Source organism: Halochromatium roseum, from assembly GCF_016653315.1.
GTDB classification, from domain to species: Bacteria; Pseudomonadota; Gammaproteobacteria; order Chromatiales; family Chromatiaceae; genus Lamprobacter; species Lamprobacter roseus.
The window spans coordinates 144,547-159,293 of sequence record NZ_NHSH01000042.1 but is presented as its reverse complement, the minus strand read 5'-3'; the positions used below and the strand labels follow the sequence as shown (position 1 = coordinate 159,293).

The following is a 14,747-nucleotide window of genomic DNA, read 5'->3' as shown; positions in this document are numbered from 1 at the left end:
GCAAGGGTCGAAATCGGCATAAATACATCTGCCTGACATGGCTACTCGATTGCTGAGGTGCAAGCTGCAATACCATCATGGCAGCTACAGCGCGCGGTAGCTCTATCTATAAATCTCGACAGCTTCGAGTCACCGAACGCTTCATGCTAGCTTCATGCTAGTCTTCTCAACCAATGTCAGCTTCCAACCCGTCGTCCAATCCCACTAGGCCCAAACCCACTCGCAGCCCTAGCCAGCGGGCCGGCACAACGCCGACCTCACCCCAGGTTGCAATTCGCCCGATTCAACGTCCGCCAGGGGCCGAACAACCCCTGCATCGGCTCGACGATCTGCTCACACGGCTCTATCGCCATCGCGGGCTCGACGGCGGCCTGGATCATCGCCTCAGCGCCCTGCATCCGGTCAGCCAACTGCTCGGCGTCGATCCCGCTGCCGCCTTGCTGGCCGATCACATCCAAGCCCAGCGCCCACTGCTCATCGTCGGCGATTACGATGCCGATGGTGCCACTGGCACCGCGGTGGCCCTGCTCGGCCTGCGCGCGCTCGGCGCCGGTCCGCTCGATTTTCTTGTGCCGAGCCGCTTCGCCCAAGGCTACGGACTCAGCCCCGCCGTGGTGGATATCGCCGCCGAGCGCCGGCCCGATCTACTCATCACCGTCGACAATGGCATCGCCAGCCATGCCGGCGTGGCACGCGCCCGCGAACTCGGTCTGCCGGTATTGATCACCGACCACCACCTGCCCGGCCCCGAGCTGCCCGAGGCCGCCGCCTTGGTCAACCCCAATCAGCCCGGCTGCCCCTTCCCCAGCAAGCACCTGGCCGGGGTTGGGGTCATGTTCTACCTGCTCATCGCCACCCGTGCTGAACTGCGGCGTCGTGGCTGGTTCCAGGGACATCGCAGCGAGCCCAATCTTGCTGAACTGCTTGACCTAGTCGCCCTTGGCACCGTCGCCGATGTGGTGACGCTCGATGCCAATAACCGCATCCTGGTCGAGCAGGGTCTCCGCCGCATCCGCGCCGGGCATTGCCGACCGGGTCTGCGCGCGCTGCTCGAGATCGCTGGTGTCGATCTAACGCGCACGAGCGCCCGTGATCTCGGCTTTGCCGCCGCACCGCGCCTGAATGCCGCCGGTCGTCTCGAGGACATGAGTGCCGGCATCGCCTGCCTGGTCACCGATAAGCCAATCGAGGCGATGCGCCTTGCCCAGCGGCTGCAGGCCCTCAACCAAGAACGCCGCGCCCTCACCCACAGCATGGGCCTCGACGCCGCGCGTCTCATCGCCGAGATCCTCGCCGAGCAGGACGCAATGCTCGCTGTCGAGACGGGCGACGCCGATGCAGCGAATGCCGATGCAAAGCATGCAAGCGAAGCAAACGCCGACGCCGGGAGCGCCGATGGCGCCGGCGCTAGGCATGCTGATCGGCCTGCAGCTGAACACTCGGAGCGAGCGAGCGCCACGCGCGCAGGCGGACGCCGCAAAGGCGGACTCGAGGCCGGCCTCTGCCTGTTCGCTGAGGACTGGCACGAGGGCGTCGTCGGCATCCTCGCCGCGCGCGTGCGCGAGCGTTGCCAACGCCCGGTGATCGCCTTTGCTGTCGGCGGCGACGGCCTGCTCAAGGGCTCCGCGCGCTCCATTGAGGGGCTGCATCTGCGCGACTGCCTGGCCGCTGTTGATCATGCCCATCCCGGACTCATCACCCGCTTCGGCGGACATGCCATGGCCGCCGGCCTGAGTCTCCCGCGTGAAGCACTCGAGCCCTTCAAGCAGGCCTTTGCCGACGCGGTCAGCGAAGCACTCGGACCCGAGCCAACCATCCCAGTGCTGCACTCCGACGGTGCCCTCGGCCCAGCACTGCTCACCCTACCTACTGCCGAGGCCCTACGCCTGGCCGCGCCTTGGGGCAAGGGTTTCAGCGAGCCGCTGTTCGACGGCCTGTTCGAGATCAGCGCCCCGCGCCTGCTCAAAGACCGCCATCTCAAGCTCCGCGTGCGCCCGGCCCAAGGCCCACCGCTCGAGGCCATCGGCTTCAACCTCGCTGATCAGCATCCGCGCGGAGCCACCCGCGCCCAGATCGCCTACCGCCTTGATGTGAACGACTACCGCGGCCTGCGCAGCCCGCAACTGCTGATTGAACAGCTGGTGCCGATTGCCGAATGACAGACGAGTGGTGAGTAGTGAGTGACTGGTGAAAACGTGGATGCGCGCTTGGGCTGACTTAACGCATACTCAGACGCAGCGTCTCGGGGGTACAACAAGGCACCCTTTATCACCGCTCTGACCATCGCCCTCTCTGCAATGTCTGAACAGCCCGCTGCCGCCTTCCAAGACCTCGACCCTGAACTGCTAGGCGACGGCCCCTCCAAAGGCCTGCGCGAGACGACGCTGCTCAGCCGTGATGCGCGCCTGGCCGGGCGGCCGAAGTTGTGCAGCGACTGCGGACTCTGCGACAGCTTCCTGAAACCCGAGATGGCGCGCACCTGCGTCTTCGTGCGCAACCAGACCGAGGCCATCGAGCAACGGCTGTTTGGGCGTCACCGCCGCGACGGCGACGAACTGCGCTTCGGCGTCTATCGCGACATGCAGATCGCGCGCATGAAACCGCCGGTGCCGGGCGCACAGTGGTCAGGCATGGTCACCACGCTCGGGGCACGGCTGCTCGAACGCGGCGAGGTCGAGGCGGTGATCACCGCTGCCACCATGCCCGGCACCCGCTTTGCCCCGCGCCCGATCCTCGCCCGCACGCCGAATGAGGTGCGCGCCAGTGCCGGCAATAAACCGGCCCTCTCGCCCAACCTCGCACTGCTCGATGAGGTGCGCGCCAGCGGCGTCAAGCGCCTCGCCTTCATCGGCACCAGCTGCCAGGTGCACATGCTGCGCGCAGCCCAGCCACAGCTCGAGACCGAACTTGGCCTGGAGCGGCTCGACGTGATCGGCATCCCCTGCAGCGACAACGTCGCCTATCCGGATCTGGTCTATTTCTTGGATCAGGTCTCCAAATCGCCGCAGACCATCGTCCACTACGAGTTCATGCAGGACTACAGCCTGAAGATGCGCCATGAGGACGGCCAGATCGAGCAGCTCAACTTCATCGACTTCCCGATGGACAAACTCGACGGCGTCTTCCCCTCGGCCTGCCTGTCCTGCTTCGACTATCCCAACAGCCTCGCCGACATCACCATCGGCTACATGGGCGCACCGCTCAGCTGGCAGTGGGTACTGGCACGGACCGAGCGCGGTGAGGCGCTGTTGGAGATGCTCCGACCCGACCTCGAATTCAAGCCCGCAAGCAGCGCCGGCGATCGCCGCCGCGGTATGCCGCGCTACCTGCAGATGCTGGCCAATCCACCCGGCAAGCCACCGAAGCCGATCCGCATGCTGATCGCCTGGCTGCAGCGCAACCGGGGACCGCGCGGACTCGAGTTCGCCCGCGCCATCATCGAGATGAAGCTGTTCCGCAACCTGCAGCATGTGCGCGAGCGTTTCGGCCGCTTCGAGCAGCGCATCGTGCCCGCGCATGTCTACCGGGCACTCGCCCCCTACGCGAACGACTACGCTGAGACCTTCGGCCGACCGTTGGCGCCATCGCCAACCACAGCTGCTAGGCGGCGCAGCGATGAGACTCTATCCGACGCATGAAGCTCCGGTCGACCAGGTGGCGTTCGGCAGCGCGATCAATCGCTGCGTTGTTGATGTGCTGGGCCACAGCGACGACCGCACAAGGGTTACCAACACCAACCGCCGCCCCAGATGCCCCGGCCGCAGCCCCCCAGGCCATCAACAAAACCGCGCCGCTGGCTGAGCAGATCCAAGTCGAAGCCAGCACCGACCGACAGCAAACAGTGGTCGGTCAGCAGATCGTCCTGCGCGTTCTCGTCATCGGTAACGGCCCGTTACCACCAGGTCGGCTGATCCCGCCGAACCTCGACGCTGTTGACCTCCTGATCTTGGGAGAAGACCGCCGAATCGCTCGCCATGCCAGCAGCACCAAGCGTGCTGGCGATACTGATCGCGCCAAAGACAGCGCGAGTTCCGAAAGCAGCAGTGGCAGCAGTGATAGCAGCAGCAACGCTAGGAGTAGCAACAGCAACGGTATAGACGGCCTGCACGAGCGCTGGATCTACGAACGTCGCTATGCGCTGTTTCCTCGCAGCACCGGCCGTCTCGAGATCCCTCCCTCGGTCTATTCAGCCTGGCGCCCCGGCACTGACGCACCCGAGGCACTTCGTTCTAAGGCCCTCAGCATCGAGGTCAGGCCGGTGCCACCGCGACCAGCGGATGTCGCTGCGGACAGTCCCTGGCTGCCAGCAACAGCGCTGAGTCTGAACGAGGCTGGCGCAAGCGCCGTGCGTTTGGCCCCCGGCCAGGTGATCGAGCGCATGCTGACCATCGAGGCCGTTGGGCTACGCGCCGAAGATCTGCCGCCGATTCGCCCCCCAATCCCCTTGCAGCTAGAGGTGCGCAAAGACGCACCAAGACTCTGGAACAAGCGCGAACCTCAAGGAGTAACCGGATATCGAACCGAGCGTATCACCCTCAGCAGCACCGAGCCTGGCCTCTACCAACTGCCCGCCGTCACCCTCGACTGGTGGGATGTCGACACCCAGCGCTGGCAGCAGGCAAGCACGCCTGAATGGCAGCTTCAGGTCGCAGCGTTCGAATCAGCCTCGCGCCGTCCCGCCCCAGACTGGCGTCGTGACGCGGCCGACAGCCAGCCAGACACAAACAGCAGCCAAGCGCCAGTGGCATCAGTGCCCCAGCAACCCTGGTTGGTCGCCTATTTTCCTTGGATCATCGGCACGTTTGGGCTGCTACTCATCGCCTGGCTGTTATGGCGGCTCTATCATCGCAGCACCCCAGGGCCAAGCCATCCGGCAGGACATCGGACAAGGCCTTCTTTAGCCCAAACCCGATCGACTGGTCCTCGGCACCCGTCGCCGAGCGGCTCAGGGACTTAGAACTCAGGCGTTAGGGCGCCCATGCTACCGCAGGACATTTTGCGTTGAGCTCACCGAGAACACTCCTCGACAATGCCGCTCAGAAACTGCCGAGTCCCAACGGGGTCGCACTGGCGATCATGGAGCTTTGGGAAGACGAGCAGACCAGCGTCGAGCAGCTCTCGCAGCTGGTCAAGTCCGATCCTGCCCTCTCCGGGCGGTTATTGAGACTCGCCAATTCCGCTGCCATGGGCACGTTCACCAAGGTGAGTTCTATCCCAGCGGCCATTGTCAAGGTGGGCATGAAGACGGTTGGGCAGCTTGCAGTGGCGTTTTCTCTGATCGATCAATATCTTGATGATCATTGCAAGTCATTCGACTACAACAAGTTTTGGTTGCAGTGCGTACTCACGGCGCTGATTTGCAGAGGGCTTGGTCAACAAACCGCCCTAGCGCCACCAGATAATCTCTTTTCCTGCGCGCTGATGATGCGCATCGGTTTGCTCGCCTTCGCAACCATCTATCCCGACGAATATTCCAGTCTGCTCGATAGCCAGCCAGAGAACCTCACCGCGGCAGAGTGCGATCAGTTCGGCTTCGATCATAATGAGCTCTCACTCGAGATGCTGTTGGATTTCGGGGTTGCCGAAGAGCTAGCGGAACCAGCCCGCTTTCATGAACGTCCAGAGGCGTCTGGTTTCGCCGAAAAGTCGCCCGAATACAAGCTCACTCAGCTTTTCCATCTCGGGTTTCGCCTCTCCGACTCGGTGCTGCGAGTGGGAGCGGAGATCACCCAGAAACGCCTGACAACCTGGCCACAGGTGCGCCGTTTCGGACTCACCGCCGCCCAGATCGGCGAGGTGCTCGATGAGAGCGTGACTGAGTGGGAAGACTGGTCAAAGCTGCTCCGGTTACCCGCCCCAGAAGGCCGCCTACCCTCCGGCTCTCCAGGCGAGACACCCAATAGGGTCGAGCTCAAAGAGCCACAAGCAGATCAATCGCACATCGTCCAAGCGGCGATCGACTCAGCCCTCAACGTCGTGCTGATCAGTCGCACCGGCAAGCAACATCCGCTGAACAAGCTCTTCGACGAGCTCAACGTGGTCGCCTGGGTGTTTGAGGATCAGAAAGAAATGCTGCGGCTGTTAGTCGAGATGAGGCCACATTTGCTGATCATGGACGACTACGGTCACGCTGAGCTGCATGCGAAACGCGAAAAGCTCTGCCGGCTGATCCGTTCGACCGAGTGGGGGCGAGCGATCTACATCATGGCACTGTTCGGAGACCATGAGCGCGATCGGATCGCCGAGGCATTTCGTGCGGGTATCGATGCCGCCTACATGCGAACTGACCTGTCATCACAAGAGCTTGACGCGCGCCTCGAGGCGGTGCGCCGATCCGCGGACGCGCATCTCCAGTACCAAAAGGATCGTGTCGAACTGCGTCGCATCGCCAACCAGTTAGCGATGAGCCAGCGGCGCGCTGAGGTGCTCTCCCTCACCGATCAGCTCACCGGATTGCCCAATCGGCGCTCGGCCCTCGACGCCATGGAACAGGCCTGGCATCAAGAGGCTCATCCAGAGCGACCGATGTCGGTGATCATGATCGATATCGACCACTTCAAGCGCATCAACGATACCTTTGGGCATGCGGCGGGCGACAAGGTCTTGGTCGACGTAGCGGCAACGCTGAAACTGGATCTCAGCCAGCACGACAGCGTTTACCGCATGGGTGGTGAGGAATTCCTGTTCCTGAGTACGAGCAGCACCTTTAAGCAACTGGTCCTGAATGCCGAGCGGCTCCGGCGCCGGGTTGCGGCCTTAGCGATGAGCGTCGAAGCAGAGACCATCAAGGTGACCATCAGTCTCGGCGTCGCGCAGCGTTCTGAGGAGCATGCGCGCTACGATATGCTGCTGGTTCATGCTGATCAGGCCCTGTACGCGGCCAAAGCCATTGGCCGGAACCGCATCAACGTCTACCGCAACAAGCAGATCATTCCGTTGCCGCGCCCTGGTGAGCAGGCATCCTGAAGCAAACGCTGCATCCCAAGATGAACGACGGGCTTACAGGCATCCTCAGGCTGCGGCCGGCTCTTGCTCAGCCTCGATGAGGCGTTTCAGATTCTGCACGGTGCGTCGCGCACCGTCCTGAACCGCGCGTCGGATCAGTTTTTCGAACGGCCGCATCATCAAATCCAAGCGCCTCAGCTCAAAGGTGAAGGTCAGCTGGGTGCCGTCATCCTGATTTGGAACAAAGCGATAATCGACAAGAAAGCTCGGTGACTGACTCTCGAAGGTCAACCTTGCCGCCGGCTGCATCTGCGTGATCCGGAAAAGGGACTCGGTGCGCCGGCCCTGGTCGACACGGACTTGCCGGCCAACACTGCCGACCCGCAACGGACCCTCGGTCGCGATCTTCAGCTCCTTGACCTCAGGCGACCAGCGCGGGTAATTCTGCGCAAAGTCTTCGGCAATAAAGCGGTAAACCGACTCTGGAGAGCGTTCGATCTCGATCCTGACTTGCGCTTTGACCATGGTTGCACCTCCGCTGAGGTTCTTGGCGCCTCACCCCTAGCGATGGAGCGCTTGTTTCACGGTGACCAGTCTCGGATGATGGGCACTGCGACCCCAGTTTAACCGGTTGAGTTCCTTTGATGAGCGCCCGAGCTCAGACCATGAGGATGTCTTCCGCCGTACCGCAAGGCACTGAACCCGATGAATCCACAGGCCATCGACTCGACACCAGGCTCGACCCATTCCAAGCAGCCACGCTCACGCCTCGACAGCCTCTATGATCTGGTCACAGGAGACGAGGATGCGCGCGTCTGCAAGGATATCCCGAGCGCATCCTGTCACGACCAGCCGCGCAACTTCTTCGCCTATCTACTCGCCAACCTGCTGACCAAGGTCGCTGACGAGCTAGCCAGCGCCAAGCTGGTGCTGCCCTGGCTCATCGGCTGGCTCGGAGCCCCGGCATTGATTGTCGGACTCCTGGTGCCGATCCGCGAGGCCGGGGTGCTCGTCCCTCAACTCGCAGTTGCGGCCTATATCCGTCGCCTTCCAGTGCGCAAGTGGGTCTGGATCATCGGCTCCCTGGCATCGGCCATCGCGCTCGGGCTGATGGCAGTGGCCGCGGCAACCACCACCGGTGCCCTCGCTGGCTGGCTGATCGTTGGACTGCTCATCGTCTTCAGTCTTGCGCGTGGGCTCTGCTCGGTCTCGGCCAAGGATGTGCTCGGCAAGACCGTCTCCAAGGCGCGGCGTGGCAACCTAATGGGACTCTCAGCCGGCATCGCCGGCGCCCTGACCTTGGCGCTCGGCCTTTATCTCAAGCTGCTTGGCAATGGCGCCACCGACGACATCCTCTTCGTGCTCTTGCTCGGCGGCGCGGCGCTCCTCTTCGTGCTGGCGGCCGCTGTCTTCGTGCTGATCCGTGAGCAGCCTGGAGCCACTGCAGGCGGCGGCAATGCCCTCGCCGCGGCGCTCGAGAGCATCGGCCTGCTTGGTTCCGACGCGCTGTTTCGTCACTTCGTGCTGGTTCGCACCGCGCTCCTGAGCGTCGCGCTCGCACCACCCTTCTACGTGCTCCTGGCCCAGCAGGAAAGCGGCAGCGATCTTGGCGCGCTCGGCCTGCTGATCATCGCCAGCGGGCTCGCCAACAGCATCAGCGCGCCACTCTGGGGCCGCTTCAGCGATCGATCGGCGCGGCTGGTGATGGTCGCCGCAGCCGCCCTCGCTGGCCTGCTCGGCATCCTGACCTGGGCCTTGGTGCAGTTCAACCCCAACTGGCTGTCCGGGCTCGGATTCGCGGCACTCTTTCTGGTGCTGGGTATCGCCCACGCCGGGGTCAGACTTGGGCGCAAGGTCTACCTGGTCGACATGGCCAGCAGCGAAACCCGGGCCTCCATGGTCGCCGTCAGCAACACCGTGATTGGCGTCGCGATGCTCGCCGGTGGCCTGATCGGCCTACTCGGCGATCTCTACGGCACCGCCTTCGTCATCCTAGCGCTCGGCATCGTCTCCATCGCCGCTGCCCTCTCCGCCCTAAGCCTGCGCGAAGTCTCAGAACCGGGCTCATGAAGCTTCAGAACCGCACTCGTATAGATTGACTGCTATGACCACTCCCTCTCAGGAAAAAGACTGCTATTTTTGCAAGGTTTCGCGCGGCGCAGCCGACCCTTTCATCTTCGAGAACCGATCATTTCTTGGCATCTTTGACGCTCATCCTGCAAACCCCGGTCACGCCTTAGTGATCCCGAAAAGGCATGTCGAGTCCATCTTTAGCCTGAATGACGCAGAGCAGGCGGACTATTTCGATGCGATTCGCGGAGTCAAGCGCGTCATTGAAACAACCGACCTGACCGACCTCTATCAAGAGATGCTCAGGCGAGACGACCTGAAAGATCGCCCCAAAGATCACATCGAAGCCATCCTGCGCCTGGATTTCATCGGCCGCAAACCCGACGCCTATACCGTCGGCAACAACGACGGACGGGCAGCAGGCAGAAGCATCGACCACCTGCATCTGATCATCTTGCCCCGCTATCGAGGCGATGTCGACAATCCCAGAGGCGGCATTCGCAACCTCATACCGCACAGAGCGCATTATCAACGACGATAGCCGCACAGATGCCGAACCCGCCCATTGGACGATGGGTCAAGATACTCAGATGTGTAAAGACACTCACCGGGTCTGCGGAGCCAAACATGATGCCTTCGCGGGTTGACCCATGGTGACGATGCGCCGAACGAAGCCAGGCCCAGTTTCATCCTCTCAACAGACCGACCAGTCGGACCAGTCGGACCAGGCAGATCGGCAATCGATAGCGGCTCGGTATCCTCTGCTTCAGCCTCGCCCAAAGGATCAGCTCAGTCATCCGCGCAATCGTAGCGGCCGTCAGACCCTGAAGCGTCGCGGCGCTTGGAGGCACCCGATCCTGCTTAGCCTCGTCAGCGTCGGACTCTTGGCCGCTGGCCTGTTCCTAGGCGGCTGGTGGCTCGCGGGTAAACCCTGGCCCTTGACGAACTGGCGCTGGCTGGACTCGCGCCTCGCCGATACCGAGCCAGCGCCGCTGCGCGCAGCGCTCGATCGCTCCGCCTTCGCACGTGCTGAGAGCGAGGATACCGAGGCTGCTTACCAGACCTATCTTGAACGCTGCGAGACGCACAGCTGTGCCTATCGTGGCGCGGCCGAGGCGCGGATCGCTGCGCTGCATCACTCCGCCGCCCAAGCCGCGCAAACGGCACAACTGCAGCGCAGGGCAGCCGACCTGGATGCCTACAGCCAAGCGATCCGCGCCGATACGAAAACCGCCTACCAAATCTATCTCGACCGCTGTGCCACACACGGCTGCCGCTTTCGGGCACAGGCGGAACAACAGCTCGACGCCTTGCAGAGCAGGTCCGCACGCTTGGAACAGCAATCAATACTCGCGCGCGAAGCGGCCGAACAGGTGGCACGCGCAACCGAGCTTGAGCAGCAGATCGAGCAGCTCACGGAGGCGCTCGACCGAACCGCGTTTGAACGCGCCAAACGCGCCGACACCGAAACTGCCTATCGGAGCTACCTGGATCAGTGCGATGCCACCGGCTGTTGGCACCGCGAGCCAGCCGAAAACCGCCTGGCTCAATTGACCGCGCAGAGGCGCCGCTTTGCCAACGAGCCCGAGATGGTGGCGCTTGCAGCAGGTTGCTTCGAAATGAGTCACCCGATGGGCAGGGCCAGCAAGAGGGCCAGTCGCTCACAACAGGTCTGCGTCGATGCGTTCAAGATCGCCAGACACGAGATCACCTTTTCACAATACGACCTGTTCGCGCGCGCCACCGGTCGTGATGCACCGGATGATGAAGGCTGGGGGCGAGCGCATCGGCCCGTCATCAACGTCAGCTGGGAGGACGCTACGGCCTATGCCGCCTGGCTGGCTGAGCAGACCGGCCGCGGCTATCGCTTGCCGACCGAGGCCGAGTGGGAATATGCCGCGCGCGCGGGGACCGAGACGACGCGCTTCTGGGGCAACGCCCCCAACGAAGCCTGCACATACGCCAATGTGCATGACCAGGTCTCGCGGCGCGAGAACGGGCTATCGTCGCCCCATCATGCCTGTGACGACGGTTACGCCACGACCGCTCCTGTCGGAGGCTTCAAGCCCAATGCCTGGGGACTCCATGACATGTTGGGCAACGTCTGGGAATGGACCTGCTCGGTATACAGCGGCGAGTTTGACGGCATCGAGCAACGCTGCGCGAGCGCAGGCCATGCCGGATTCCGATCAATCCGCGGCGGCGCGTGGCATAGTGGGCCGAGACAGATCGCCTCCGCTGCGCGCAGCGGAGCCTTACCGGACAAGATGTACGGTGGCCTCGGCTTTCGGGTGGTGGAAGATTAGGTTGCCTGCAGCTAGAACACCGCGTGCGAGCGATGCACGTACTTGGTCAGCTCCACGTACTGGGCATTCATCCGACGCAGGATATCTTGGCTGACCTGGATGATGTTGCACATCACCCGATAGACCAACCAAGGGTCTTTGTCGATCAGGCCTTCAAAGGCCTCGCGCTCAAGACTGCACACTTGGGTGCGCCCGAGCGAGCGTAGCGTGGCGGTATGCGGCTGCCCGCTGATGAACCCCATCTCACCGGCGAGATCACCCGTGCGCAGGACGTGGATGGTCGTGAACTCGCCCTTGCCCAGGTCGCGGGTCACGGCAATGGCGCCCTCAGCGATGATGTGTAGGCTGTCCTCGACATGGCCCTCGGCGATCAGCAGCTGCTGGTCGGCAAGCCGTCGGCAATAGGCAATGCCAGCCAGTACCTGCACCTGATCATCCGTCAGCCCGGTCGTCAGCGGCGAGTGGCGGAGGTAATTGAAGTCGCTCTCTTCGGTCATCGATCCTAATCCTCGTTACAGTCAAATCCGGTCGTACAGTCAAATTCGGTCGGCGTGCGATTCGCGCGGGGCGCTTCGAGACCGCCGCTTCCAGCTCAGTGCCGATGCGCGTTACGGCAAGCACAACCCATCTTCGCTCTGGCCTTGGCGGCGCGCCAGGAAATACTGCAGTAGGGCCTCGGTCGAGGCGTCATGCGTCGCGGTGATCTCACCTGCTTCAAGCTCGCCGATAATCACGTTGGCGAGCTTCTTGCCCAGCTCGACGCCCCACTGATCAAACGAGTTGATCCCCCAAACGATGCCTTGGGTGAAGATCTTGTGCTCGTAGAGCGCAATCAGCGCGCCCAAGCTGTGCGGCGTGAGCTGTTCCATCAGGATCGTGGTCGTCGGCCGGTTGCCGTCGAATTGACGGTGCGGCGCCAACCGCTCGGCCTCGGTCTCTGACAGTCCAGACGCCATCATCTCGTCCTTCGCCTCCTGCAGCGTGCGCCCACGCATCAGGGCCTCGGTCTGCGCCAGGCAGTTGGCGATCAGCAGCTCGTGATGCCGGCCGAGCGGGTTATGGCTCTTGATCGGCGCGATGAAGTCACAGGGGATCAGCTCGGTGCCCTGATGGATCAGCTGGTAGAACGCGTGCTGGCCATCGGTGCCGGGCTGCCCCCAGACCACCGGACCAGTATTGTAGTCGACCGGCTGGCCGTCGCGGGTGACGTGCTTGCCGTTGCTCTCCATGTCGCCCTGTTGAAAATAGGCCGGGAAGTATTGCAGGGACTGATCATAGGGCAGGATCGCTTGGGTCTTGGCACCAGCAAAATCGACATACCAGATCCCGAGCAGGCCCATGATCACCGGCAGGTTCCGCTCCAACGGCGCCGAGCGGAAATGTACATCCATCTCATGGGCGCCAGCCAACAGCTCGGCGAAACGATCGAAGCCCACCGCCAGCGCGATCGGTAGCCCGATCGCCGACCAGAGCGAATAGCGCCCGCCGACCCAATCCCAGAATTCGAACATCTGATCAGTATCGATGCCAAACTCGGCGACCTTCTCCGTGTTGGTGGAGACGGCGACGAAGTGATTACGCACCGCGCCATCGTCACCCAACGCATCGACCAACCAGCGCCGCGCGCTCTGGGCGTTGGTCATGGTCTCTTGGGTGGTGAAGGTCTTGGAGGCGACGATGAAGAGCGTCGTCTCCGGGCTCAGACCACGCAGGGTCTCGGTCAGATGAGTGCCATCGACATTGGAGACGAAGTGCGGGCGCAGCTGCGCGGACTGATACGGCTTGAGCGCCTCGCAGACCATCTTCGGCCCCAGGTTCGAGCCGCCGATACCGATGTTGACCACATCGGTGATCGCCTGGCCGGTATGCCCCTTCCACTCGCCGGAGCGCACCCGCTCGCTGAAATCTTGCACCCGCGCGAGCACCTGATCGACCGCGGGCATCACGTCCTCGCCGTCGACCAGCGTGCGCAGGTCGCTGCGATTGCGCAAAGCGGTGTGCAACACAGCGCGGTCTTCGCTGAGGTTGATGTGCTCGCCGGTGAACATCTGCTCACGCCAGTGCTCAAGGTCAACGGCTCGGGCCAGATCGAACAGCAGCCGCAACGTCTCCTCGGTGGCGATCTGCTTGGAGAAATCCAGGTGCAGACCCGCCGCATCCGCGGTCATCCGCTCGGCACGCGCTGGATCATCAGCGAACAGATCGCGCATGTGCTGCGAGCGCATCTGCTGCCAGTGCTGTTGCAGTGCCTGCCACGCGGGGGTTGAGCTTACGAGTGCCATCTGTCGGACTCCCTCGGCTGAGTGGATGGTCGATGGGGTGATCAATGGACTGATCAATGGACTGATCAATGGTCCGCGATTGTACGCTGGCAGCGTTCAGTATGCCGCCACGGCTGCAACTTTCTCGGCGCCAAGTTTCTCAGCACTCAGTTTCTTGGCACTCAGTTTCTTGGCACTAGGGTCGCGAAGGAACCTCAACCACAAGGTCTGCTTCAAGGACGGCACTCGGGACGGCACTCGGGACGGCACTCGGATAGCCTGCGCCTTAACAAGTCTTTACATCTCTTCGAGCTTACCTGATGTAGGCTACACCTCAGATTCGGGGCTGTACAAACCCGGTCAGTTTTCAATCATCGATCAGGAGCATCCTCATGAATCAGCCTCAACCTGTGCAAGCCTCGGGCTCAGTCCAGGCCATCGTCATTGATGAGTTGACAGCTGCCGTTGTCCCCGTCCTGCAACGCCGGCTACGCGACGCGCTCACAACGAACGGCCCCGATTTGGTTGTCGATTTAGAACAGGTCCAAGTCATCGACACTGCTGGCATCGGATTGTTGATCGCAGCAAAAAACAGTGCTGTCGAGCAACAGGGGCAGCTTCGCCTGGTCAACGTCCCCAGCGCCGTCTTTAATCTCCTTAAGACCATGCGCTTGGCCGGCTGCCTCAACGCCGAACCCGCTAGCAACGACTCGGACGAGGATCTCGAACGCTACTTCGAGGAAGCGCGAGCCGCTTGATCCGGTAGTCTGGGTCAGGGAGACTCAGCACCAGCAGGCTCATAAGAAGCGGCGGACCTCAGATACTGGAACGTGCACGCCACTGATCGGCGAACGAAGGTCTTCAGGCTAAAGCGGTCGTCAGTCTAAAACGCGGACGGTCCGAAACAGTCGCTGCTGCGCGCCGGGCAACGGAGTACCGGTCGCGTACCGCATCCGTCCAGTGTGACTGCAGCGACCGCTCATCGCTCTTTAACCCCCAGCGCCACCCTCACTACGCCCGAAGACTGGCGTTGAGCCCCCAAAGAGCAGCCTCCAGCTCAGCCTGCTATACCCTCACCTATCCGTTCGTTTCAAGCTCCTATCCGTTCGTTTCAAGACTCTTTGCGACGGGTCACTTCGTCAGCGATACAGGCGCTCTATCATTG

11 protein-coding genes are annotated in these 14,747 nt (G+C 62.5%); 8 read left to right on the top strand and 3 right to left on the bottom strand.

From position 1 onward, the window contains the following. Positions 1–173: 173 nt before the first annotated feature. The 4 genes from CCR96_RS05695 to CCR96_RS05680 all read left to right on the top strand — a co-directional run bounded on the left by CCR96_RS05695 (position 174) and on the right by CCR96_RS05680 (position 6,966). Entirely contained in the window at positions 174–2,159 is a 1,986-nt protein-coding gene (locus CCR96_RS05695; RefSeq protein WP_201218710.1) for a DHH family phosphoesterase, read from the top strand. Positions 2,160–2,297: 138 nt separating this feature from the next. Beyond that, positions 2,298–3,638, top strand: coding sequence for a Coenzyme F420 hydrogenase/dehydrogenase, beta subunit C-terminal domain (locus CCR96_RS05690; protein WP_201218709.1), 1,341 nt, complete (start codon positions 2,298–2,300; stop codon positions 3,636–3,638). A gap of 53 nt (positions 3,639–3,691) precedes the next feature. After that, positions 3,692–4,957 (top strand): BatD family protein, encoded by a 1,266-nt coding sequence (locus tag CCR96_RS05685; protein WP_201218708.1) that lies wholly within the window; start codon positions 3,692–3,694, stop codon positions 4,955–4,957. Between the two features lie 44 nt (positions 4,958–5,001). Continuing rightward, positions 5,002–6,966 (top strand): sensor domain-containing diguanylate cyclase, encoded by a 1,965-nt coding sequence (locus tag CCR96_RS05680; RefSeq protein WP_201218707.1) that lies wholly within the window; start codon positions 5,002–5,004, stop codon positions 6,964–6,966. A 45-nt stretch (positions 6,967–7,011) separates the two neighbouring features. Here the strand turns inward: CCR96_RS05680 and CCR96_RS05675 are convergent, their stop codons facing one another. Further along, a complete protein-coding gene (locus CCR96_RS05675; protein ID WP_201218699.1) occupies positions 7,012–7,470 on the bottom strand; it encodes an SRPBCC family protein in 459 nt (152 codons plus the stop codon). A 180-nt stretch (positions 7,471–7,650) separates the two neighbouring features. Here CCR96_RS05675 and CCR96_RS05670 point away from each other — a divergent pair, with 180 nt between their 5' ends. The 3 genes from CCR96_RS05670 to CCR96_RS05660 all read left to right on the top strand — a co-directional run bounded on the left by CCR96_RS05670 (position 7,651) and on the right by CCR96_RS05660 (position 11,321). Continuing rightward, positions 7,651–9,015, top strand: a complete 1,365-nt coding sequence (locus CCR96_RS05670) for an MFS transporter (RefSeq protein WP_201218697.1) — start codon at positions 7,651–7,653, stop codon at positions 9,013–9,015. A 34-nt stretch (positions 9,016–9,049) separates the two neighbouring features. Next, positions 9,050–9,556 (top strand): HIT family protein, encoded by a 507-nt coding sequence (locus CCR96_RS05665; protein ID WP_201218729.1) that lies wholly within the window; start codon positions 9,050–9,052, stop codon positions 9,554–9,556. Between the two features lie 343 nt (positions 9,557–9,899). Then, positions 9,900–11,321 (top strand): SUMF1/EgtB/PvdO family nonheme iron enzyme, encoded by a 1,422-nt coding sequence (locus tag CCR96_RS05660; protein ID WP_201218695.1) that lies wholly within the window; start codon positions 9,900–9,902, stop codon positions 11,319–11,321. Positions 11,322–11,332: 11 nt separating this feature from the next. On the opposite strand, the gene CCR96_RS05655 is transcribed toward CCR96_RS05660, so the two are convergent. Both CCR96_RS05655 and pgi read right to left on the bottom strand, forming a co-directional pair. Beyond that, complete coding sequence (locus tag CCR96_RS05655; RefSeq protein WP_201218687.1) at positions 11,333–11,818, bottom strand: cyclic nucleotide-binding domain-containing protein; 486 nt, start codon at positions 11,816–11,818, stop codon at positions 11,333–11,335. A gap of 111 nt (positions 11,819–11,929) precedes the next feature. Beyond that, on the bottom strand, positions 11,930–13,603 hold the full coding sequence (gene pgi / locus CCR96_RS05650; protein ID WP_201218685.1) for a glucose-6-phosphate isomerase: 1,674 nt from the start codon (positions 13,601–13,603) through the stop codon (positions 11,930–11,932). A 371-nt stretch (positions 13,604–13,974) separates the two neighbouring features. Between pgi and CCR96_RS05645 the strand changes: the two genes are divergently transcribed. Then, the gene (locus tag CCR96_RS05645) at positions 13,975–14,340 is read left to right on the top strand and encodes an STAS domain-containing protein (RefSeq protein ID WP_201218683.1); all 366 of its coding nucleotides are present in this window, start codon (positions 13,975–13,977) and stop codon (positions 14,338–14,340) included. The last annotated feature ends 407 nt before the right edge of the window (positions 14,341–14,747 follow it).

Bases quoted from the DNA above. Each gene is read 5' to 3' on its own strand.
- CCR96_RS05695 (WP_201218710.1), top strand. From the start codon at position 174: ATGTCAGCTTCCAACCCGTCGTCCAATCCCACTAGGCCCAAACCCACT.
- CCR96_RS05690 (WP_201218709.1), top strand. From the start codon at position 2,298: ATGTCTGAACAGCCCGCTGCCGCCTTCCAAGACCTCGACCCTGAACTG.
- CCR96_RS05685 (WP_201218708.1), top strand. From the start codon at position 3,692: ATGTGCTGGGCCACAGCGACGACCGCACAAGGGTTACCAACACCAACC.
- CCR96_RS05675 (WP_201218699.1), bottom strand. From the start codon at position 7,470: ATGGTCAAAGCGCAAGTCAGGATCGAGATCGAACGCTCTCCAGAGTCG.
- CCR96_RS05670 (WP_201218697.1), top strand. From the start codon at position 7,651: ATGAATCCACAGGCCATCGACTCGACACCAGGCTCGACCCATTCCAAG.
- CCR96_RS05665 (WP_201218729.1), top strand. From the start codon at position 9,050: ATGACCACTCCCTCTCAGGAAAAAGACTGCTATTTTTGCAAGGTTTCG.
- CCR96_RS05655 (WP_201218687.1), bottom strand. From the start codon at position 11,818: ATGACCGAAGAGAGCGACTTCAATTACCTCCGCCACTCGCCGCTGACG.
- pgi (WP_201218685.1), bottom strand. From the start codon at position 13,603: ATGGCACTCGTAAGCTCAACCCCCGCGTGGCAGGCACTGCAACAGCAC.
- CCR96_RS05645 (WP_201218683.1), top strand. From the start codon at position 13,975: ATGAATCAGCCTCAACCTGTGCAAGCCTCGGGCTCAGTCCAGGCCATC.